General features: G+C 62.5%; 22 protein-coding genes. 16 read left to right on the forward strand and 6 right to left on the reverse strand.

The window, feature by feature from the left end:
• Nucleotides 1-6: 6 nt before the first annotated feature.
• Together CVM52_RS00200 and CVM52_RS00205 are read left to right on the forward strand one after the other, a co-directional pair.
• Nucleotides 7-759: an ATP-binding cassette domain-containing protein gene (locus tag CVM52_RS00200; protein ID WP_100160714.1), complete on the forward strand. Its 753-nt coding sequence runs from the start codon at nucleotides 7-9 to the stop codon at nucleotides 757-759.
• Nucleotides 759-1421: an HAD family hydrolase gene (locus tag CVM52_RS00205; protein WP_100160715.1), complete on the forward strand. Its 663-nt coding sequence runs from the start codon at nucleotides 759-761 to the stop codon at nucleotides 1419-1421. Before CVM52_RS00200 ends, CVM52_RS00205 begins: the two co-directional genes overlap by 1 nt.
• A 188-nt stretch (nucleotides 1422-1609) precedes the next feature.
• Here the strand turns inward: CVM52_RS00205 and CVM52_RS00210 are convergent, their stop codons facing one another.
• The 3 genes from CVM52_RS00210 to CVM52_RS00220 all read right to left on the reverse strand — a co-directional run bounded on the left by CVM52_RS00210 (nucleotide 1610) and on the right by CVM52_RS00220 (nucleotide 4825).
• Nucleotides 1610-2773, reverse strand: coding sequence for an ATP-binding protein (locus CVM52_RS00210; RefSeq protein WP_100160716.1), 1164 nt, complete (start codon nucleotides 2771-2773; stop codon nucleotides 1610-1612).
• Between the two features lie 115 nt (nucleotides 2774-2888).
• Complete coding sequence (locus CVM52_RS00215; protein WP_100160898.1) at nucleotides 2889-4376, reverse strand: flavin-containing monooxygenase; 1488 nt, start codon at nucleotides 4374-4376, stop codon at nucleotides 2889-2891.
• 11 nt (nucleotides 4377-4387) lie between these two features.
• Complete coding sequence (locus CVM52_RS00220; protein WP_100160717.1) at nucleotides 4388-4825, reverse strand: cupin domain-containing protein; 438 nt, start codon at nucleotides 4823-4825, stop codon at nucleotides 4388-4390.
• Nucleotides 4826-4975: 150 nt separating this feature from the next.
• On the opposite strand from CVM52_RS00220, the gene CVM52_RS00225 reads away from it, so the two are divergent.
• The 9 genes from CVM52_RS00225 (at nucleotide 4976) to CVM52_RS00265 (ending at nucleotide 13637) form a co-directional block, all read left to right on the forward strand.
• Nucleotides 4976-5959: an AraC family transcriptional regulator gene (locus CVM52_RS00225; RefSeq protein ID WP_100160899.1), complete on the forward strand. Its 984-nt coding sequence runs from the start codon at nucleotides 4976-4978 to the stop codon at nucleotides 5957-5959.
• Between the two features lie 453 nt (nucleotides 5960-6412).
• On the forward strand, nucleotides 6413-7237 hold the full coding sequence (locus CVM52_RS00230; protein WP_100160718.1) for a hormone-sensitive lipase: 825 nt from the start codon (nucleotides 6413-6415) through the stop codon (nucleotides 7235-7237).
• A 123-nt stretch (nucleotides 7238-7360) separates the two neighbouring features.
• Entirely contained in the window at nucleotides 7361-8548 is a 1188-nt protein-coding gene (locus CVM52_RS00235; protein ID WP_100160900.1) for an ABC transporter substrate-binding protein, read from the forward strand.
• Between the two features lie 30 nt (nucleotides 8549-8578).
• On the forward strand, nucleotides 8579-9496 hold the full coding sequence (locus CVM52_RS00240; protein WP_100160719.1) for a branched-chain amino acid ABC transporter permease: 918 nt from the start codon (nucleotides 8579-8581) through the stop codon (nucleotides 9494-9496).
• A complete protein-coding gene (locus CVM52_RS00245; protein WP_240620809.1) occupies nucleotides 9493-10485 on the forward strand; it encodes a branched-chain amino acid ABC transporter permease in 993 nt (330 codons plus the stop codon). Before CVM52_RS00240 ends, CVM52_RS00245 begins: the two co-directional genes overlap by 4 nt.
• Nucleotides 10482-11234, forward strand: a complete 753-nt coding sequence (locus CVM52_RS00250; RefSeq protein ID WP_100160720.1) for an ABC transporter ATP-binding protein — start codon at nucleotides 10482-10484, stop codon at nucleotides 11232-11234. The genes CVM52_RS00245 and CVM52_RS00250 overlap by 4 nt, the downstream gene beginning before the upstream one ends.
• Entirely contained in the window at nucleotides 11234-11920 is a 687-nt protein-coding gene (locus tag CVM52_RS00255) for an ABC transporter ATP-binding protein (RefSeq protein WP_100160721.1), read from the forward strand. The genes CVM52_RS00250 and CVM52_RS00255 overlap by 1 nt, the downstream gene beginning before the upstream one ends.
• 19 nt (nucleotides 11921-11939) lie before the next feature.
• Entirely contained in the window at nucleotides 11940-12386 is a 447-nt protein-coding gene (locus tag CVM52_RS00260; RefSeq protein WP_100160722.1) for a cupin domain-containing protein, read from the forward strand.
• A 3-nt stretch (nucleotides 12387-12389) separates the two neighbouring features.
• Nucleotides 12390-13637 carry a flavin-dependent oxidoreductase gene (locus CVM52_RS00265; RefSeq protein WP_100160723.1) on the forward strand — a complete coding sequence of 416 codons (1248 nt, stop codon included), beginning with the start codon at nucleotides 12390-12392 and terminating at the stop codon, nucleotides 13635-13637.
• A gap of 444 nt (nucleotides 13638-14081) precedes the next feature.
• Here the strand turns inward: CVM52_RS00265 and CVM52_RS00270 are convergent, their stop codons facing one another.
• From CVM52_RS00270 to CVM52_RS00280, 3 genes are all read right to left on the reverse strand, one after another.
• On the reverse strand, nucleotides 14082-14822 hold the full coding sequence (locus CVM52_RS00270; RefSeq protein ID WP_100160724.1) for an SDR family NAD(P)-dependent oxidoreductase: 741 nt from the start codon (nucleotides 14820-14822) through the stop codon (nucleotides 14082-14084).
• A 42-nt stretch (nucleotides 14823-14864) separates the two neighbouring features.
• Complete coding sequence (locus CVM52_RS00275; protein WP_100160725.1) at nucleotides 14865-15560, reverse strand: GntR family transcriptional regulator; 696 nt, start codon at nucleotides 15558-15560, stop codon at nucleotides 14865-14867.
• Nucleotides 15561-15638: 78 nt separating this feature from the next.
• Complete coding sequence (locus tag CVM52_RS00280; protein WP_100160726.1) at nucleotides 15639-17024, reverse strand: MmgE/PrpD family protein; 1386 nt, start codon at nucleotides 17022-17024, stop codon at nucleotides 15639-15641.
• Between the two features lie 100 nt (nucleotides 17025-17124).
• Here CVM52_RS00280 and CVM52_RS00285 point away from each other — a divergent pair, with 100 nt between their 5' ends.
• From CVM52_RS00285 to CVM52_RS00305, 5 genes are read left to right on the forward strand one after another with little or no spacing between them, the layout of a single operon-like run.
• Nucleotides 17125-17943 carry an aspartate dehydrogenase domain-containing protein gene (locus CVM52_RS00285; protein ID WP_100160727.1) on the forward strand — a complete coding sequence of 273 codons (819 nt, stop codon included), beginning with the start codon at nucleotides 17125-17127 and terminating at the stop codon, nucleotides 17941-17943.
• A gap of 3 nt (nucleotides 17944-17946) precedes the next feature.
• Nucleotides 17947-19212, forward strand: a complete 1266-nt coding sequence (locus CVM52_RS00290; RefSeq protein ID WP_100160728.1) for an aconitase X — start codon at nucleotides 17947-17949, stop codon at nucleotides 19210-19212.
• Nucleotides 19205-19621, forward strand: a complete 417-nt coding sequence (locus CVM52_RS00295) for an aconitase X swivel domain-containing protein (RefSeq protein WP_100160729.1) — start codon at nucleotides 19205-19207, stop codon at nucleotides 19619-19621. The genes CVM52_RS00290 and CVM52_RS00295 overlap by 8 nt, the downstream gene beginning before the upstream one ends.
• Nucleotides 19622-19676: 55 nt before the next feature.
• Nucleotides 19677-20936 carry an NAD(P)/FAD-dependent oxidoreductase gene (locus CVM52_RS00300; protein ID WP_100160730.1) on the forward strand — a complete coding sequence of 420 codons (1260 nt, stop codon included), beginning with the start codon at nucleotides 19677-19679 and terminating at the stop codon, nucleotides 20934-20936.
• A complete protein-coding gene (locus CVM52_RS00305) occupies nucleotides 20936-21700 on the forward strand; it encodes an aspartate/glutamate racemase family protein (RefSeq protein ID WP_100160731.1) in 765 nt (254 codons plus the stop codon). The genes CVM52_RS00300 and CVM52_RS00305 overlap by 1 nt, the downstream gene beginning before the upstream one ends.
• Nucleotides 21701-21862: the final 162 nt, after the last annotated feature.

Consider the following 21862-nt stretch of genomic DNA (forward strand, 5'->3'; position numbering starts at 1 on the left):
TCGCGAATGACGACCAAAGTTGAAGTCCGAGGCATCTACAAGAACTACGGTGCCGTCGAAGCCCTTCGCGGTGTGGACGTGACCATCAGAGAGGGCGAGATCCACGCGATCTGCGGCGACAACGGCGCCGGCAAGTCCACTCTCATAAAAATCTTGTCGGGGGTGGAAATCCCCGACCAGGGCGAATTCAAGATCGATAACCTGCCCCGTCGGTTCGAAACGCCCACCGAGGCGCTGACCAGCGGGCTGGCGACGATCCACCAGGACCTGGCGGTGGCGTCGCGCATGGCGATCTATCAGAACATCTTCATGGGGGCCGAGCTGACCCGTTCGGTGATGGGGCTGCGCCTGCTGGACAAAAAAAGGATGCGCGAAGCTTCGTTGCGCTACATGGGGCAGCTGAACAAGTCCATCACCGACATGAATACCAAGGTCGAGGCGCTGTCCGGTGGGCAGCGGCAGGCCGTGGCCATCTGCCGTGCGCTGCGGTGGAACGCACAGATCGTCATCCTGGACGAGCCGACCGCGGCGCTTGGCGTGCGCGAGACCGAGCAGGTTCTGGAACTGATCCGGTCGCTCAAGGCCGCCGGCAAGACGGTGATCCTGATTTCGCACAGCATGAAGGACGTGGTCGCCACCGCCGATCGGGTCACAATCCTGCGACAGGGCAAGACCCAGCTGTCGATGGAGACGGATGGATTGAACGCGGACCGACTGGCGCATTACATCCTGAGCGGGGAAACCGTGAGCAGCCACTGATGCGCGGACTGGATCGGCCTCCGGCATTGGTGATTTTCGACTGCGACGGGGTGCTAGTCGACAGTGAACGCCCGATGCACGAGGAGCTGCGCGCCCTGCTGGCCGAGCATGCGCTCGACCTGAGCCTTGCGGCCTGTCTCGACGCCTTCATGGGCTTGTCGATCGACGCTCTTTTGCACTCGGCCCGCGACATGGGGGCGGACCTGCCTGCTGATTTCCGGTCCCGGCTTTATGCCCGCGTTCACGCCCGGCTGGCACGCGGTACCAACCTGATCCCGGGTGTCGCCGATCTGATTGCAAGGCTTCGCGCCGCCGGGATACCCATGTGCGTCGCCTCGAACGGCAGCGAGGCGAAGATGGAGCTGATGTTGGAGCAGCATGGTCTGTGGACGCAGTTTCGCGACCATTGCTACTCGGCTCAGACGCTCGGCGTCGCCAAGCCCGACCCCGGGCTTTTGCAGACGGCCCTGCATGGCTCGGGGGTGTCGGCCGCCCAGGCCGTTGTCATCGAAGACAGCGTCACCGGGATCGAGAGCGCGCGCCGCGCCGGGGTGACCTGCCTGCATTTCGCCCCGGCCGAGCGCGCGGTTGAAGGTGTTCTGCGGTTTGAGACGATGGCGGAAATTGGCGACGTCATTCTGTGTAACGGTCGCGGGCTTTAAGGCGAAGGCGAGGGGGCGACCGCCGGACCCTTTTGCCTCGCGATGAATGGCGGGCGGATACGCGGCAAATTTGGATCTGACCTTGTGACAATCCAAACAGGAGCGAGGCGGCCAGCGGGGGGCAGTTCAGTTGCAATGTGGTTCACATCCAGCTGGGTGCAACCGCTGGGTGGACGCGCCGCTTTGACCTAGAATTCGCTTAGAACTCTGGTCGCTTGGTCGAGGGGCAATGCACGGATATCCTTTGCAACCGGGACGTCCTGCTGCCCGGCATACACCAATAACTTTCGATTGGCCTTGATATCTTCCGCGCTCGTGTGGAACCCACGCGAGACCTTGGGGGCGGTCGTGCGTTTGATCTCGATCGCCCAGATGTCACCCGCGGGCAGGCGAAGGACCAGATCGAGTTCGGCACCGGCCGATGTCCGGTAGAAATAGGGCTCGGTACCGGCGGGGGCCGCGGCCAGAAGAGCCTCGATACAGAACCCCTCCCAACTTCCTCCGACAACCGGGTGCCCCAGAAGGCTTTCGGTGCGGCCCAGCCCCAGCAGGGCGTGCACGACCCCGCTATCCCTGACATAGACTTTCGGCGATTTGACAAGACGTTTGCCGACATTTTCGTGCCAGGGCTGAAGGCGCCGTACCAGCATGAGGTCGACAAGCAAGTCGAGATAGCGTCCGATAGTCTGCCCCGAGACCCCAAGCCCTTCGGCGAGGGCGGCGGCGTTCAGCAGGCCGCCTTGGACATGCGCCAGCATGGTCCAGAACCGCCGCAGCGTCGTCGCCGGAATGCGCGGCCCGAGGGCAGGGATGTCGCGTTCCAGATAGGTGCGCAGGAAATCGAGACGCCAGTCCATGCTGGCCTGATCGCTCTCGGCCAGGAAACTGTCGGGAAAACCGCCACGCAGCCAAAGCGTGTTCATGTGATCCGACCCCACCTCGGCCAGTTGCAGAGGCGGCATCTCGATATATCTGACACGGCCGGCGAGCGACTCTGCCGATTGTTGCAAAAGCACGTTGGAGGCGGAGCCCAGCAGCAGGAACTGCCCTGTCCGAAAACCCTCGCGCCTGCGCCGATCGATCTGGCCGCGCAGGCTTTTGAAGAGGCCGGGCATCTGCTGCACCTCGTCCAGGATCACCAGCTTGCCCACCTGTTCGTCCAGATACAGATCCGGCTCGCTCAGGATCTGCCTGTCCGCCTCCCGCTCAAGATCGAGATACACCGAAGGCCGCGCCGACGCGATGTCGAGCGCAAGCGTCGTTTTGCCAACCTGGCGCGGGCCCAGAAGGACCACGGCGGCTTGGCTCTCCAACGCCGATTGTACGTTTTGATGGGTCTTGCGCGGAAACATACCTTGCAAATACTCCATGAAGTGGAAGATTTGCAAGGTTATTTTTGGGCGTCGTTTGAGCCCGGTCAGCGCTCCCGGATTATCTGAACTGACTTCGTAACGCAGGCTTTCGCGCTCATCCAGCCCGGTATGGCGGGGTGGTTGCAAGGAACCGTGCGTATGCCGCTGCGCTTGGTGGAGCGAAGGTTTCGGCAATCGGGTTTGACCGCTTCCAGGTCTTGGCCCCCATGTCCTGCATCAGCTCGTCAAAATGGCGGAAGTGGAAGGGTGCCGAACACAGCCCGCCATAGACCTGTGCCGCCGGCCGTTCCCGTCGGCGCCAATGCAGCATCTGGTCGATATTGGCATTCATCTTGGCCTGCGAAGGCTGGCGGTCAAGCTGGCCGTCCATGTAGCGCACCAGCCAGTTGGCGATCAGTTCGGCCGAAAGCACGGTGCAGAAGGACGAATTGAAACCGACAAAACCCATGTCCGGCAGGTCCGGGTTCACCGAAAGCCGATAGACCCGGTACTGGCCGTCATCCTCGATCAGTTTGTTGCGATATTCCTGCGCAAGATAGGGGATACCCAGTTTCCAACCGACGGCGAGGATCGACAGGTCGCAGGGGATCGTATCGCCGGTCGTCAGCTTGACCTCGCCCGGCTTGTAACTGTCGATGCTGCCGATGACCGGTTTGATCCGCCCGGCGTTCATCTCTTCGAACAGCCCCGGCGTGACGATCGGAAGCGAGCAAGACGCGTTCTTCTCGATCGGCGAATTCGGCACCATGTTGTGCTTCTTGAGGCCAAGTTGCAGCTTCAGTAACGTCTCCAGCCCGCGGAAGTTCGCCCAGACCAGCGGCTTGGTGATTGCCGCGACAAGGCGTGCAGCCGGACCGCGGGACCAGCCATTAAACTGCATCTCCTGCGCCCGCATATAGAGCAGCTTCTTGAAATTGATCCCGCCCACGAAATAGGGCACCCGCCACACGTTCTCGCGATAGACAAGGTGGACCGACTTGGCCCCGTTCCGCGCCGCGTTCACCGCGATATCGGTGCCGGATTTCGAGGCGCCCAACACGACGACGTGCTTGCCCTCGCACATTGCTGGGTCGGTGTAATCCGACGAATGCAGCACCACTCCCCCGGTCTCTTCGAAGGCCTCCTGCCCGGGATGGGAGAGGATGTTCTTCTCGGAAAACTGGCCGGTGCAGATCGCGACGAAGTCGAAATCCTCGGTCCATTCATTGGCGCCTGACCGCAGCGTCAGCGTCCACCCGGCCGTGCCATTCGCGCGCCGGTCCATCGACAGAACCTCGGTATTCAGCTTGAACAGCCGCGCCAGCCGATGCTTGTTCGCGTAGGAATGCAGATAAGCGTGCACCTGCGGCCCCTTGGGCCATTCCGGATACTCGGCAGGCATGGGATGATCGGTATAGCAGTACAAATCCTTCGGCGACTGCGTCTGAACATCGGGGTAAGACCGCGACAGTTCCCACACGCCGCCAAAATCGTGGCTGCGTTCAAAGCCGCAGACCCGGTGCCCTTTTTCGTCAAAGGCCTTGGCAGCGGCGAGGCCGGACACCCCGCCACCGATCACGGCCACCTTCTTGCGATTGACCATGATCCGCTCCTTCATTCCGCTGGCGGCGGCAGGAAATCGACCTCGTGCTCGGCCGAGATGCGCACCAGTTCTGCGGGGTCGGTGACGCCATCCAGGTTGATGAACAGATCGAACAGCTTGCGCGAGGGCGCGACACCGAAGACACAAGTTGCCTCGGCACCGGACACGTTGGAAATGCCATGCGCGATGCCCATCGGCATTTTGACGGTATCGCCTGGGCCCGCTTTGACGACCGTATCGCCGAATGCAACCTCGAGATTGCCAGTCAGCATGACGATCCATTCGTCCTGAGCCGGGTGAATATGCGGCGGCACGCCTGTGCCGTCGGGGATGATCGCGTGCCAGATCATCGCGTTTTCGCTGTGCAATTTGGGCGTATAGATGTGGCCCACGACATTCCACTGTTTGCCCTCGACGGATCCGTCAGAAGGGGTGACGCCTGGTTCCATTTTGGTTCTCCTGTTGGTGCGGGACTCAGCAGGCCCCGCTCTCAACAGCCTGCACGAGATTGCGGCGAGGCATTATCCAATTTGCGAATCCAATTGGAGCAGGGGTGCTTCAAGCTTGAAATAAACGTGACAGTCGCCCAGAGTTGCGACATGGAACAGGCCGCGCTCTCGGTATCGAAAGACCTGCTGTCAAGATTTCCCATCTTGCGAACAGAGGACCTGTTCGAAGCGCGGGCCATTGTCGGGCAGGCGTTCTGCGACCATCAACTCGACATCAGGCGCGGCGCCCGCCTGCGGGTTAGCCACGACCACGTGAGTGGCACCGAGCTGTCGCTGAACGCATTGGGGTACGGTGCAGAAGTCCACATCGACCCGGGCCAGCTTCAGCGTTTCTACCTGCTGCAATTCCCCTTGGCCGGCCGCGCCAGCATTTGTCACCGGGGCGAAACGGTCGAAGCCGGCCACGACACGGCCACCATACTCAACCCCGACCGCGACACGCAGATGACCTGGGAAGAAGGGTGTCGGAAACTTCTCTTGCAAGTGAACCGTGGATTTCTCGAGCAGGTTGCCCAAGACCTGATCGGCGCGGAGTTGCCCGGAGCAGTGCGCTTTGACCCGCGCGTAGATCTGACGACACGTGGCGGACAGCACCTGTTTGCGCAGGTCGTCGCAGCCGCCCGGGCGGCCGGCGAGGGTGAGCTTTGGTGTGGCACCGCCGGTCTCAACGAAGCCTGGGCGGAACGGGAACTGGCGACGGTTCTGCTCGAAAACCAGCCAAGCAACGTGAGCCATATGCTCTGGCGCACGCGCCGCGCCCCGACCTCGCGCGAGATGCGGCGGGCGCTGGACTATCTGCACGCCAATCTCTGTGAGCCACTCAGGGTCGAGGACATAGCGCGCGAGGCAGGGTTGAACGTCCGATCCTTGCAAATTGGTTTCAAGGCCGCTTTCGGCATGTCGCCGATGCGGTATCTGCGCGATGTGCGGCTGGACGCGGCCCGGTATCGGCTGGCGCGGCGCAGGAACCGGGAGAACGTCACCGAAGTGGCCTATTCAGTCGGTTTTTCGCATCTCGGCCGGTTTTCCAAGGATTACCGGGCAAGGTTTGGGGTCAACCCGAGCGCCGGGTGACCGAAGCCCGGATGTGCAAGCCGCATGGAAGCTATGCAGCATATTGATCGCGCTGATCGCATCGAAAGTAACGGAAGGTGCCAATACTGCATCCCGTTGAGGCAGCACCGGATCAATTTATGCTCGGCCAGAAAGCGGTCACGCAATTTTGACTCCATGTGGCGGGACGCCCTCGGCATTCTCGGCCACATCCGCAGCCATTCATTCGGCACCGCTTCCCGGGAGGATGTCGTCTATCGGGGTCCGGATGGCGACTGGCCATCCGGTACCCCCACTTGGTTTCAGGAGTGATAGGTGAATGGCTAGGCAGCGGCGAAAATATATTTCAAGCACAAAAGGTTTCAGCTTGAAGTATATTCAGAGACGGGTAACCATGGCGCGAAAGACAGGTACCCTTTCCGGCGTGATCGGCCTGGGTGTCCAGCAAAAGAAGACTAAAATGGGAAGTGCGCGATGGTTGCCTTCGCTGTAACAGACTGGGACGACGCCTATGAAAACGGGCGTAACATCCCTGGCGGGTCGGACTATCCGACCGCCTGGGAAGGTCCATCTGCCTCATTCCGCGCCAATGCAAACTCGCATCTCGACATCTCCTACGGAGAGGGAGAGCGGTGCTGCTATGACCTCTTCCTGCCGGCTGGCGCGCCGAGGGGCCTTTTTGTCTTTGTTCATGGCGGCTACTGGATGGCGCTGAACAAGTCCTACTGGTCACATCTCGCGGCCGGTCCGGTTGCAAGGGGATGGGCCGTCGCAATCCCGTCCTATGATCTTTGCCCCGATGTGACCATTGCCGAGATCACCGCGCAGATCGGTGCCGCGATCACCCACGCGGCAGGAAAGATCTCGGGTCCGGTGGTTCTCAGCGGTCATTCCGCCGGCGGCCACCTCGTCACCGCTATGATGTGCGAAGACACGCCGCTGGAGCAAAGCGTCCGGCACCGCCTGGCCCATGTGCTGTCGATCTCGGGTCTTCACGATTTGCGGCCGTTGACCTTCATGTGGCGCAAAGAGGCACTGAAGTTGGATATGGACACAGCGATTGCCAACAGTCCCGCGTTGAAACGGCCGCTGAACGGGGTGCGGCTGACCACTTGGGTCGGCGGTGGGGAGAGGCAGGAATTCCTGCGCCAGTCCGAGCTTTTGTCCAACATCTGGACCGGGCTGGGCTGCCTGACTCAGAATGTCGTCGCTCCAAACCGTCACCATTTCAATGTCATCGATGCGCTGGCCGACCCCGACGGGCCAATGCTGCACACCGTGCTGGGCGAGGAGGGGTGACTCAGAAATTTGCTCGCTTGCGCAACGCGTCGCGCCGCTGAATGCGATGGTGACGCGCCGAGCGGACCGGCACACAGCCCAACAAGACGGCAGAAGCCGCAGACATCAACCAGGGAGTTCATGATGAACCAAAACACCAAACTGCTCGCCTCCACCCTGCTGGCCATGGGTATGACCACCACGGCCATCGCGCAGGACGTTCCCGCTTCGGCCAACGATGACGTGCTGAAAATCGGCCTGGTCTATACCCTATCCGGGCCGCCCGCAGCGCTCGGCGAACAGGCCCGAGACGGTTTCGTGCTGGCCGCCGAAAAGATCGGCGACATCGGCGGCATGAAAACCGAGATCATCGTGGTCGACGATGAGGGGAAACCGGACCTCGCGGCTGAAAAGGCACGCGAACTCGTCGCTCGCGACAATGTCGACTTCGTCGTCGGCCCGATCTTTTCGAACATCCTGATGGCGATGGTTCAGCCCGTCACCTCGACCGGCACGATCCTGATCTCGACCAACGCCGGCACCTCGACCCTGGCCGGCGAAGCCTGCAACCCGAACTTCTTCACCACCTCCTACCAGAACGACCAGAACCACGAGGTGATGGGCGCCTATGCCGAGAAGATGGGCTATAAGAACGTCTTCCTGATGACGCCGAACTACCAGGCGGGCAAGGACAGCCAGGCAGGCTTTAAACATTCCTACACCGGCGCGACCGCGGGCGAAGTCTATACCGAGCTCGGGCAACTGGACTTCTCGTCCGAACTGGCGCAGATCGCCGCGTTCCAGCCTGACGCGGTCTTCACCTTCATGCCCGGCGGCATGGGCGTGAACCTGGTCAAGCAGTACAGCCAGGCGGGCCTTTCTTCGATTCCGTTCCTGTCGGCTTTCACGGTGGATGAAACCACGCTGCCCGCCACTCAGGATGCGGCTGTTGGTATGCTGGGCGGTGCGAACTGGGCGCCCGATATGGATAACGAAGCCAACAAGGCCTTCGTCGATGCCTATATCGCCAAGTACGACGCCGTACCCGGCACCTATGCGATGCAGGCTTATGACGCGGCCCAGCTGATCGACAGCGCCGTCAAGAAGCTTGGTGGCGACCTCACCGACCGCGACGCGCTGCGCGCCGCAATCCACGAGGCGGACTTTGACAGCCCGCGCGGAGATTTTTCCTTCGGCTCCAATAACTTCCCGATCCAGGACTTCTACCTGGTCGAGGCGGTAAAGCGCGACGATGGCTTCTATGGCACCTCGATCAAAGAGAAGATCTTTGACGATTACGTCGATAACTACGCGTCCCTGTGCAAGATGTGATCTGAGACCAAGGCCAGAAGGATCACGACCATGATGAACCTGTTTGTCCTGCAACTTCTGAACGGCGTGCAGCTTGGCGTGCTGCTGTTTCTCATCGCGGCCGGGCTGACACTCGTGTTCGGAATCATGGACGTGATCAACTTGGCCCATGGCGTCCTCTACATGGTGGGCGCCTATCTGATCGCCACCTTCGCGGCGGCGACCGGCAGCTTCTGGTGGGGCCTCCTGCTGACGCTGCCGGCCGCCGTTGTCGTCGGGCTGGTGGTCGAGTTCGTTGTGATGCGACGATTATACGCGCGATCGCACCTGGATCAGGTGCTCGCCACGTTCGGCCTCGTCATGATCACCAACGAAGCGGTCAAGATGATATGGGGCACCTCGCCGCTTTCGGTGCCCATGCCCGAGATTTTCTCAGGCTCGGTGCCGCTGATGGGCCCGTTGCAATACCCGGTCTACCGGATCGCGATCATCGTGACCGGACTGGCCGTCGCCTTTGGTCTTTTCGTGATGGTCAATTATACCCGCGTCGGAATGCTGCTGCGGGCAGGGGCGACCAACCGCGATACCGTCTCGGCGCTTGGTGTCGACATCAACCGGCTGTTTGCCATCGTATTTACCCTCGGTGCTGTTCTGGCCTGCCTGGCCGGGGCGATTGTCGCGCCGATCCTCTCGGTCGATACCGGCATGGGAGAAAGCGTGCTGATCCTGACCTTTGTCGTCGTGGTGATCGGCGGCATCGGCTCGATCAAGGGGGCGTTCCTCGGCGCGCTGCTGGTTGCCGTGGTCGATACCCTTGGCGGTGTCTTCGGCCCGATCGTGCTGCGCTCGATCCTTGATCCCTCCGCCGCCGGCCAGATGGGCCGCGTTCTTGCCCCGATGCTCGTCTACATCCTGATGGCCGTGATCTTATTCGCCAAACCCGCCGGCCTCTTCGGGAGACGCGCATGACCGACCAAACCGCGACCGCAATGAATCCCGACCGCCCGGCGCTGTCCGGACGGGTAAAGGCCGCGCTGGTCCTCTTCGTCTTATTCGCGCTGATGCCACCGCTGGCTTCGGCCCTGAACGACCCGTTCTATATTCTGATCGGCACGCGCATCCTTGCCTATGCCATCGCCGCGATGGCACTGGATTTGATCCTTGGCTATGGCGCGATGGTCAGCTTCGGCCACGCCGCCTATCTTGGGTTCGGAGCCTATGCGGTGGCGATCCTGCAAAGCTACGGGGTCAACGACCTGATCCTTCAGATCCTCTTCGCGATCTGCATCTCTGCGGTCTTTGCCTTTGTCACCGGAGCGATTTCTCTGCGAACGCGGGGGGTCTACTTCATCATGATCACCCTAGCCTTCGGGCAAATGGCCTTCTTTTTCTTCATCTCGCTCTCGGCCTATGGCGGAGACGATGGCGTGGCGCTGGCACATCGGTCGACCGTACTGGGCTTGGACCTGCTGGGCACCGACTACGGACTTTATTACGTCACGCTCGCCATATTGATCGCGCTCTTCGCGCTGTGCCACCGCATCGTCGGCTCGCGCTTCGGGCGGGTGCTGACCGGCATTCGGGAAAATCCGACACGTATCGAGGCGATCGGCTTCTCGCCCTTCCGCTATCAGCTGACGGCCTTCGTCATCTCGGGCTGCATAACTGCCATTGCAGGTGTTGTGCTCGCAAATCAGGCACAGTTCGTCTCGCCCGCCTTTATGTCCTGGCACAAGTCAGGCGAATTGATCGTCATGGTCGTCTTGGGCGGTGTCGGCAACCTCGCCGGACCGATTGCCGGAGCCGTCGCGGCGCTGCTGCTTGAGGAATGGCTGGGTGCGCTGTCGAAAAACTGGAAGCTCTACTTCGGCATCTTCCTTGTCCTGATGGTGCTTTTCTCGCCGCAGGGGATCACCGGCCTGCTGCGAAAGATGGGGATCGTGAGGGGGCAGGAATGACATCGCTGGGCGTTTCCAATCTCTGCAAATCCTATGGCGCGCTCAAGGTCACGGACGACGTGTCTCTTTCGGTCGAGTCGGGCGAACTTCATGCCATCATCGGCCCGAACGGCGCGGGCAAGACGACCCTGATCTCGCAACTCTCAGGCCAGCTCAACTGCGACAGCGGTTCGGTTTTCATCGGCGATCGTGATATTTCCCGCCTGACGATGCCGCAGCGGGTGAAGCTGGGGCTGGCCCGGTCGTTCCAGATCACGTCCATTCTGCCCGGCTTTACCGCGTTGGAAAACGTTGCGCTGGCCGTTCAGGCGCGTGAAGGCTCCTCCTTCCGCTTCTTTGGAAATGTTGCCGACGAAGCGCCGCTGAACACCGCTGCGATGACCGCATTGCGCGAAGCCGGGCTCGACCACCGGGCGCAGGTGCTTGCCCGCTCGCTCAGCCACGGCGAGCACCGCAGGCTGGAACTGGCCATCGCGCTGGCGACGCAGCCAAAGGTTCTGTTGCTGGACGAACCGCTGGCCGGAGTGGGGGGCGAGGACGCCGAGAGCTTTGTCGAGAACCTGCAAAAGCTGAAGGGCCGCTTTACCATGGTCCTGATCGAACACGATATGGAGGCGGTCTTTGCCCTGGCTGACCGCGTGTCGGTACTGGTCTACGGCCGCATCATCGCCACCGGCACCCCCGAAGCAATCCGCAACGACCCCGAGGTGCGCGCCGCCTATCTTGGGGAAGAAGAGGAGCTGGTGTGATGCTGGACGTTAACGGTCTTGAGGCCGGCTACGGAGAAAGCCAGATCCTGTTTGGCATCGACTTGCGCGTGAAGGAGGGCGAAGTCGTCACCCTTCTGGGCCGCAACGGTATGGGCAAGACCACCACGATCAAATCGATCTTCGGTCTGGTCAAGCCGCGCGCGGGCAGCGTCAAGGTTGGCGGCAAGAACCTGACAGGGGCCGATCCCCACAAGATTGCGATGGCCGGTCTGGGCTATGTCCCCGAAGGCCGCCAGATTTTCCCCACTCTGAATGTCGAGGAAAACCTGCGGGCAACGGCCCGTCCCGGAAAATGGACGATCGACAAGATCTACGACCTCTTTCCGCGCCTGAAAGAGCGCCGGCGCAATATGGGCAACCAGCTTTCGGGCGGAGAGCAGCAGATGCTGGCCATCGGGCGCGCGCTGATGACCAATCCGCAGCTGATGGTGCTGGACGAGGCAACCGAAGGCCTGGCGCCGCTGATCCGCGCCGATATCTGGTCCTGTCTTGCGCGGCTGAAACAGGAAGGCGAAGCGATCCTGGTAATCGACAAGAACGTCGACGCGCTCACCAAGTTCGCTGACCGCCACATCGTGATCGAAAAGGGCCGCGTCGTCTGGACCGGCACCACCGAACAGATCCTTGCAACCCCCGAGGTTAAGGATCGTTTCCTCCACGTCTAAAGTCCAAGGAGACCCCGAGATGATACCAGGCGTCACGAAATCCAATACCGGTATCGAAGAGATTAGCTGGAACATACTTGGCCAGACATATGTGCCCAAGCAAAAGTCCGAAAACTCGATGGCCTGGCACGCGACCCTCCCAAAAGGCACCTTTGTGCCGCCGCATATTCATCCCACGCAGGATGAATTCATCTACGTTCTGGAAGGCCGTTTTGATGTGCTGCTGAACGGGGTCGAAACCTATGCCGAACCGGGCGATCTGATCCGGCTGCCCAAAGGCATTCCGCACGGCATCTACAACAAGACCGACCAGAGCATCAAATGCCTGTTCTGGGTCGCTCCAACTCGCAAGCTGTTCGATCTTTTCTGGGCGCTGCACAATCTCGGGCCCGAGCCGAACCCGGCAGACGTCGTCGCCATCTCGGCCAAGCACGAGGTCGATTTCCTCCCACCCGAAGAGGCGTGATCCATGACCGTCCTGATTGCAGGCGCGGGCATCGGCGGTCTGACCACCGCCCTGATGCTGCATGAACGTGGTATTTCCGTCGAAATCTACGAAGCCGCCCGCGAAGTGCGCGAGGTTGGGGTCGGCATCAACGTGCTGCCCCACGCCATTCGGGAACTGGCCAATCTCGGACTGCTCGACGCGCTCGACAAGGTCGGTGTCCGCACCCGCAAGCTGACTTATCTGACAAAACAGGGGCAGGAGGTTTGGAACGAACTGCGCGGCATGCATGCCGGGCATGAGGTGCCGCAGTTCTCGATTCATCGGGGCCGTCTTCAAAAGGTCATCTATGACGCGGTTGTCGAACGGCTGGGCAAAGACAAGATACACACGGGGCGTCGCCTGGCCGGTTTCATTCAGGACGAAGCGGGTGTCACCGCCCATTTCACCGACTCTGTACAGGGCGGCGACGCAACCACACACCGGGCCGAGGTTCTGCTTTGCGCCGACGGTATCCATTCGGCAGGGCGGCGACATTTCTATCCGAACGAGGGCGCACCGTCCTGGCAGGGCGTGGTTATGTGGCGGGGAGCGGCGGAATGGCCGGTCTGGGAAGACGGCGAAAGCATGGCCATCGGCGGCGGTCTGGGAGGCAAGTTCGTTCTCTACCCGATCGCACCCGCCGAAAAGGGCAAGCAGCTGCTGAACTGGGTCGTCAACGTCCGCATCAAGGATCCCGAGATTTCGACCCCTCCGCCCGACAACTGGTCGCGCCAGGTCTCGCTGGCCGAAGTTCTGCCGCACGCCCTGCGCTTCCATGTTCCAGGAATGGATATCGGCGGGCTGGTGAAGAAGACTCCAACGATCTACGAATACCCGATGGCAGATCGCGATCCGCTGCCGCGCTGGACCTTCGGCCGTGTCACGCTTCTGGGCGATGCGGCGCATCCGATGTATCCCGTGGGGTCGAATGGCGCATCACAGGCGATCCTCGACGCACGCTGCCTCGCCGATGCACTGGCCAAGGCGGAACATCCCCGCGCAGCACTTTGGCAATACGAAAAGGATCGCCTGCCCAAAACCGCCGAAGTGGTTCGAACCAATCGCATCGGTGGCCCGGAGCGTGTGATCGACGAAGTTGAAAAGCGTGCCCCCGCCGGGTTCAAGTCCATCGACAAGGTCCTGTCCCATGACGACAGGAAAGCCATCGTCGGTGGCTATGCCAACATGGCCGGCTTTTCGCGGGTGACAGCAGCGCGGAGTGTCCCCTAGCGCCTGCCCCGCCTGGTACATGCAAAAAACTTCCTGATCACCGGTCTGCGGCCAGGTCGACGGATTGCCGACATTAACCCGAGGCAAACAGCTAGTTGCCATGGGTCGGGACAAAGATGTTGGTGGTGATACCATGTGCGGCATAGATGCTTTCCGCCGCCTCGATAGTCCGGTTGGCATTTCAGCGGCATCGCCCGCCAAAGGCCTTCGCAGACACCGGGTTGCCGGTGACACGGGATTACCGGTGAGCCATGCAAGGGACACCCAGCGCGTCCAGCCTCCGCCACATGGCCGCGTCTCCTGTTGGATGCGGCGAACCTGCTAGGATCCCGTAAATGTAATTCCAGCAGCATCGATAGTTCTCGACGGTGCGCACTGCCCGTGATGCGCTTGCGCCAAGCATATTAAAGCAGAACTTTTCACGAAGGACCCTTGCCGGCCCGGTCAGAGGGTCAGCCCACCGTTCACATGCAGGGATTGACCCGTCACATAGCCTGCCGGCTCCGACAGCAGAAAGGCCGCGGTCGCTGCAACTTCCGCGGCCTGGCCGAGCCGCGCCATCGGGATCGTCTTGGTCACCTCGGACCATTGCTCGGGTGTAAGCGACGAATGGGTGCCGGCATCTTTCGAGATAAAGCCCGGCACCACGGCGTTGACGGTGATACCGCGCGGCGCAAGATTGGCGGCGAAGACGCGCACCTGCGCCTCCAGCGCGGCCTTGGCGGGGGCGGTGGGGGCATAGCTGTGAGTCTTGGACCGGTGGGCGCCGAATGCGCTGACACAGAGGATGCGCCCCCGATGATCGGCCAGTTTCGGTGCGATGTAGGTGCAGAGGCGCTGGAAGGCCACCGGCATCGCCTCCAGCGCAGCGTGCAGCGCGGCGGTGTCGGTGGTCTCGACGGTGCCCAGCTTGGCGTAGCCAGCGGCGAAGGCAAACCCACTCAGCGCGCCTGGTGGCAAGGGGTCCAGCCATGCTGCGATCTTGTCGATCAATGTCGGGTCTTCGGTCCGGCCCAGGCAGGTGGAGACGGTGGCGCCCGCCTTTTCACAGGCCTCGGCAACACCGGCCAGACGATCCGCATTGGAACCGGTGTGCAGCAACAAGCCGATCCCCGGCGCGGCCAGTTGGCGCGCCAGCGCCGCACCAATTCCCGATCCGGCACCTATGATGATGTAATGCGTCATCGGCTCAATTCCTCCTTGGGGATGCCGGTCCTCAAGGCGGGTTCAGGATGAAGAACGGGTATAGACATGCCCGTAAGCGGCCTTGATCGCCGCCAGAATATCCTCGTTGCGGTGCAGGATATGGTCGCGCATGACGGCGATTGCAGCCTCGGTATCGCCGGCGCAGATGTGATCGAGGATCTCGCGGTGCTGATTCTGCGTGCGATCGCGTTGACCTTCCATGGCGATCCAGCGGATCAGGTGGATGCGACCGTTGATATTGGTAAGCAACTGCCGCAACACCTTGTTGCGGGCCAGTTCGGCAATGGTGTCGTGAAAGCGGATGTCGAGTTCGATCAGCCGGTCGACAGAGGCATCCGGGGGTTCTGCCATGCTTTCGTCCAGGAAGTCCGACAGCGCCTCGAGTTCCGCTTCCTCGGCCCGTTCGCAGGCCAGCCGCACCGTCGCGCATTCGATCTCGACCCGTGCTTCGAAGAGGTCGAAAATGACCTCCGGCTCCAGCCCCGGCACCGAGAAGCCGCGTTCCCGGTCCATCAACAATCCCTCGGCCACAAGTCGGTTCAGCGCCTCGCGCAGGGGGGTGCGGCTGATTTCAAGTTCCTTGGCCAGGGCGACCTCGTTGATCTTCTGCCCGGGCAGGAACCTGGAGCGGAGAAGTTGCTCTCGCAGCTGCGCATGGGCGCGATGAGAGGAAGACACGTGAACGGCCTCGGTTGCGGCCTTGTTGTTCTTGTTCATCGCGCGGGGCCCTCGGATTTCGTTCTGTATGCCGGATTGTATGTATTGTCGTACTTCGGCGTCAACGCACCATCAGGGTCAGGCATCGGGGGCCTGCGCCAGCAAGTCCATGAGCGCGCAGACATCGGGCGCGCTGATCAGCGTTTCGCATGCCTGGGCCAGTGCCGTGCTGCGAGACTTCGAACAGACGGCGGTCGTTACCTCCGCGAATTTCAGGTCGAGCTCGTCCTGGCTGAGCGGCTGTTCCGGGTAGCCACGCGCCACTTTCGATGTCGCGGCAAGGGTCCGGCCATCCGTCAGGGTGAGAATGACTTCGCCCATGTAGAAATCCGGGAAAGCGTCGTTGAAGGTTCCAGTGTCTCGGATCACCTCGGCGGTCTTGGCAAGGCGGGCAACCTCGGGCTCGGTCTCGCGGCGGTCGATGAACAGATCGAGAAACGACAGGCGTCCCATCGCCGCCCGGACCGGCAGGATATACTGCGCGGAATGGCCTTTGAGCGGGTTGTCGTCCACGCAATGCGCCCCGGCCTCGGCAAAGCGCAGGCTGATCTTGGCGATTTGATCGGAGGTCAGCGCATGTTCCTCGAGCAGTCCCACCAGGGCATCGAGAGCCGGGTGCAGGAAGGACACCGAGGCATAGGGCTTGATCGCCAGTTCCATCACCCCGTCCCATCGGGTGCCGAGTTCCGCGGTCAGCGGCGCGGGATCGGCAACGCGGCTATAGGCATCCAGTACGGTGTGACCGCCGTCAAAGATGCGGTCCGGCGCGCCGAAGCCACGTTTGGCCAGCATCGCCGACATCACGCCGTTGCGCGCCGCCAATCCCATCTGGAAAGGCCGCGCATCCTCGCGCGGGTCATCCTGCCATGCGAGCAGGCCCGAGGTTTGCAGGCCGGCAAGCCCAAGCGCGCGCACGGTCTGTTCCTCGTTCAGGCGCAGCAGGAAGGCAGCGGCGGCAGCCGCGCCAAAGCTGCCTGCGACGGCGGAGGGGTGAAAGCCACGATCGTACAATTCCCGCGGGTTCATTGCCATCGAAACGCGGTAGGTCATTTCGCACCCAAGCGCCACGGCGGCCAGTGCCTCGGCCCCGGTCCGGCCATGCGCCTCGGACAGGGCGAGGGCGGTGGGGATCATCACGGCGATCGGATGTAGGATCGCCTCGGGGTGATGCGGTTCGAAATCGGCGGCATAGCCGAGGGTCCCGTTGGCCAGCACGGCGCTGACCGGGTCCACCTTGCGATTCCGCCCGATCAGAGTGCAGGCGCCGGGCCCGGCAATGTCCTCGGCAAAATTGCCGATACCCTGCGCCGCGGTCACGCTTTTATGCGTGGCGGCGCACAGCACGCCGATGCCGTCACTGGCCAGTTTGCGGGTATAGGCCATCACCTCGTCGGGCAGGGCGGTTGGGTCGAACCGCGAAACGAAGGCAGCAAGTGAGCGGGTAACTGGGGCGCGGTCGTTCATGGCGGATCCTTGAAAGGCAATGAAATTGGAGTTGCATATCTACCTGTATACATGACAGAGTACAGATATCAGTCAAGGCATTCGTGAGGGCGGCAAGGGCATGACAGATACGACGCGGATCGTTTTGGGCGGCTTTGGCAACGTGGGCCAGCAGATCGCCGCCAAGTTGACAGCCGATCCCTCGCAAGCGCTCCGGATCGTCGCCATCGCGGCACGTGACAAACAGAAGGCCGCCGCGAATGCCGCAAAGTTCGGTCTGGAGGTCCCGGTGATTTCCGCGTCCGAGGCACCGCAATACGGTGCCATCCTCGTGGAATGCGCCACCTATAACGGCTTTCGCGACGTGGTCGAACCGACCCTGAGGGCCGGTGGCCATGTCATCGCCGTGAGCGTTGGCGCGCTTGCCGTCAACCTTGACCTGATCGACATCGCCGAAGAGACCGGCGCCACCTTGCAGATTGCCGGTGGCACCTTGCCAGGGCTGGATATCATCCGCGCAGCGTCAGAGGACGAGATCACCTCTGTAACCCTGACCTCGCATATCAAGCCGTCGTCCTTTGCACACGAGCCGTTCATCCATGACAACGGCATCGACCTGGCTTTGGCCGAACAGAGCGCGGTGCCCGTGTTCGAGGGCAGCGCGCGGGAGGCGGCAGGGCATTTTCCGCGCCATTTCAACGTGGCGGTGACGCTGGGGCTGGTGGGGATCGGGCTGGACCGGACACAGGTGCGCATCTTTGCCGACGGTACCTTGCCCGGTGCACGCCACACGCTCAGCGTCGAGGCCAGCGCCGCGTCGCTCGAGATGACCTCCCAGAATTATCCGTCGCCGCAGAATAACCGCACCAGCATGTTGGTGGCGCTCAGCATCCTTGCCGCGCTGCGGCGCGACCGCGCCACGCTCCGGATCGGAAGTTGACCGATGCAACTGTCCGAGCGCGACCAAACATTGCTGGACGGGGCCGCGGGCGAGGCGGCGCAGCAGGCGATGTCGGCGCTGGTCCAGCTGGGCGAGGCCTATGATGCGCCGGACATGGTCGACATCGGCTATGCCCATGTCCATGCGGGCATGGCGCTGTACAAGGGCGACGTGGAGCTGATCGAGGCCACTGCACAACAGGGTGCACGGATGGTGGTGCCGGCGTCCACCAATATTGCCAATGCCGATATGGGCGACTGGCAGGGCATCGGGGCCCCCGAAACGCTTGGCCGCTTGCAGAAACGTGCAGAAGCCGCCCACCGCAGGATGGGCAGCGCGACCTCCTTTACCTGCACGCCCTACTGGGCCGGACACTGGCCGACTTGGAACATGCATATCGCCTCGATCGAAAGCGGGGTGACGGTGTTTGCCAATTCGGTGCTGGGCGCCCGGTCAAACCGCGACGGCTATTTTGCGGTCTATGCGGGGATGACCGGGCGCTATCCTCGCTTTGGGCTGCATCTGGACCGCAACCGCCAGCCGACCCATCGCGTCACGGTTTCGGCCCAGCCCCGCGGCACCGCGGAATTCACCGCGCTTGGTTATGCTGTCGGAACGGCGGTGGGCAGCGGCGTGCCGCTGATCCAAGGGATCCGCAGGCGCCCTTCGCTGGATGAACTTGATGCCCTGGGGGTGGGCATGGCGACCTCGGGCGGGGTGGCGATGTTCATCCTGCCGGGCGCGACGCCGCCGTTCGGCGAAGACGCTGATGCACCTGGTCTGCCGGAGATCGAGATTGCTGAGGCGGAGATCGCCGGCGTGTTCGATACCTTCTGTACCGGGGGCGAAGCCGGGTTTGACCTTGTGCATCTTGGCTGTCCACACGCGTCATTCGAGGAAATGAAATACTATGCCGAACTGCTGGCCGGGCGTCGGGTTGCGCCGGGCGTGGAGCTTTGGATCACCACCAGCCGCGCGGTGCGCCAGACGGCGCGCGAGGCCGGTCTGCTGGCCCCGCTCCTGGCCTCGGGCGCGCGGGTTGTCACGGATACCTGCCCGATTTCCTGTCATTTCGCCTGCACATGTTCGCCGGACCCCGCGCTTGGGGTCACGCCACCGACCCTGCGGACGATCCTTGTCGACAGCGCCAAGCAGGCACATTACGTGCGCGACATGATCCAGTGCCCGACGCTGTTCACAACCAGTGAACTGGCGGTGGAATCGGCGGTCACCGGTCGTTTCGTGCCCCGGAGTCGCCGCAATGGCTGAGACTTCGTGGCAGGCACGCGGCGTGGTCAGGGGCGTGGCGGATGGCGCCGCCCTGGTCTCGCAAACGGCGCTTTCGTTTCTGGGTGATCTCGATATCCGGTCGGGCCGGGTGGTGGGGCGTTCCAGCGATCTGTGCGGCGAATGTGTTGCCGGTCGGGTGCTGGTGCTGCCCGCGAGCCGGGGGTCGGCCGGGGCATGGCGGTTCCTGTACCAGCTCAAGATGCATGACACCCATCCGGCGGCGCTGATCCTGCGGGAAATGCCCGACCCCTCGGTGACGCAGGGCGCGATCCTGGCGGAGGTGCCGGTGGTGGTGGCGCCGGAAGGCACATTCTGGACCAACATGCGCGGCGGAGACATCCTGCGCGTCGATGGCAGCAGCGGCAGAATTGAACGGTGCCAGCGATGACTGCCATCAATGCAGGCAAGGGCGTCAAGGCTTTCGGAATGGGGAAGGATTGTAGATGAAGGCGGATATCGCTGTCCTTGGGGCAGGAATCATCGGCGCTCACACCGCCGTTCAGCTTGCCGAGCGAGGGCTGAAGGTGGTGCTGGTTGATCCCGGCCCGCCGGGCGGAGAGCAGGCGGCCAGTTTCGGCAATGCCGCATGGTTGTCGTCACATTCGGTGACGCCGCCCACGTCGCCGGGGATCTGGAAACAGGTGCCGAAATGGCTGCGCGATCCGCTTGGGCCGTTGAGCCTGCGGCCTGCATATCTGCCCAAGGCATTGCCCTGGTTGCTGCAGTATCTGTCGGCGGGGGCGACGGAACAGAAACTGCGCGGAATCGCAGCCGAATTGCGCACCTTGCTGATCGACGCGCCGAAACTGCACGCAGAGATTGCAACCCGTGCAGGCGTGCCAGAGCTGATCGATGCCGACAGCGGCCTGATGCATATCTATCCTGACCGCGCAAGTTACGAGGCCGATGGGCTTGGCTGGCGTATCCGTCGCGAATTGGGGATCGTCTGTGACGAAATCGAGGGGCCCGAACTGGCCCGGTGCCAGCCGGATCTGGCAAGAACCTACACCTTTGCCGTCAACGTGCCGGAGGCCGGGCAATGCCTGGACCCCGGCGCTTATTGCGCGGCGCTGGTCAGCTTTGCCCAGTCGATGGGCGCGCGGCGGATTGCGGCCCATGCAACCGGTTTTCGCAGCGAGAATGGCAGGCTGCGGGCCGTCGAAACATCACAAGGGGAGATCGCCTGCGATGCCGCCGTCATCGCCTGTGGCGCCAGATCGGCGGCGCTGGCCAGGAAGGCTGGCGACCGTGTGCCGCTTGAGAGCGAGCGGGGATACCATGTGACGGTCGAGGGCGGCGCGAACATGCCCGGGCCAACAACATCGGTGATGGTGAGCGACCGCAAGGTGGTGATCACGCGGCTGGCTCAGGGTATCCGCTGCGCCGGGCAGGTGGAGATCGCCGGCCCGGATGCGGCGCCGGACTGGCGCCGGGCCGAGATCATGCGGACCCACCTTGCCGCGATCTTTCCGGGCCTGGATACCAGCGATGCGCGGGTCTGGCTGGGGCTGCGGCCCAGCCTGCCGGACGGCAAGCCGGTGATCGCTGCCGCACGGAACATCAAGGGTGTCGTGCATTGTTTTGGGCATGGCCATGTCGGGCTGGTTTCATCGGCGCGCAGCGGCCGGCTCGCCGCCCAGCTGGTCACGGGCGAAACCCCCGAAATCGACCTTGCCCCGTTTTCCTCTGATCGGTTCCGCTGATGAATGATCCGGTTCAACCCTATGGTGCGCCCGGTACCCATGTGGCGCGCGGCGGAAAGGCGCTGTATGGCGCACCCCTTGGCATCCTGATGCTGGAGGCGCGATTTGCCCGCGTCTATGGCGAGATGGGACATGCGCGGACATGGCCCTTTCCGGTGATTTACCGGATCGTGCGGGGCGCCAGCCCGGACCGGGTGGTCTGTGACGGCGCGCGCGGGCTGCTGGATGATTTCATCGCCGCTGCGCGCGACCTGGTCGACCTGGGCGCAGAGGCGATCACAACGAATTGCGGTTTCCTGTCCATCTACCAGGCCGAACTGGCCCAAGCGGTGAGCGTGCCGGTGGCGACATCCTCCATGATGCAGGTGCCCTGGGTGCAGGCCACCCTGCCACCGGGCAAGCGACCGGGCATTGTGACGATCAATTCCGCCGGGCTGACGCCAGCCCATCTGAACGGAATCAACGTCCCGCTCGACACTCCGGTGGCCGGGACCGAGGACGGGACAGAGTTCTTTCGCACCATCATCAAGGCCGAAAAGCAGGATCTCGATCTGGCGCTGGCCTGCGCAGATGTGGTCGCAGCCGCGAGGCGCCTTGTGCGCGAGAACCCGGATGTTGGCGCTATCGTGCTGGAATGCACCAATATGTCGCCTTACAGCGCTGCGGTGCAGGCGGCGAGCGGACTGCCGGTCTATGACATCTATTCGATGGTCACCTGGTTTCACGCGGGACTTCGACCCCGGAACTTTACGGCAGGCGGATAACACCAGGCCGGGTCGACCGCAGCACAGGTGCGAACTGGCAGTGTCTGCACCGAACCGCCCGGACCCGAAATGGTCGAGACTCATCCCGCGATCGCGGGCGCAATGGCTGATTTCATGGGCGATTCCGTGATATTCCCTGTGCGTGATAAGGGGCTCCAACAA

This window comes from Pseudooceanicola lipolyticus, from assembly GCF_002786325.1.
In the GTDB taxonomy this organism is placed as follows: domain Bacteria; phylum Pseudomonadota; class Alphaproteobacteria; order Rhodobacterales; family Rhodobacteraceae; genus Pseudooceanicola_C; species Pseudooceanicola_C lipolyticus.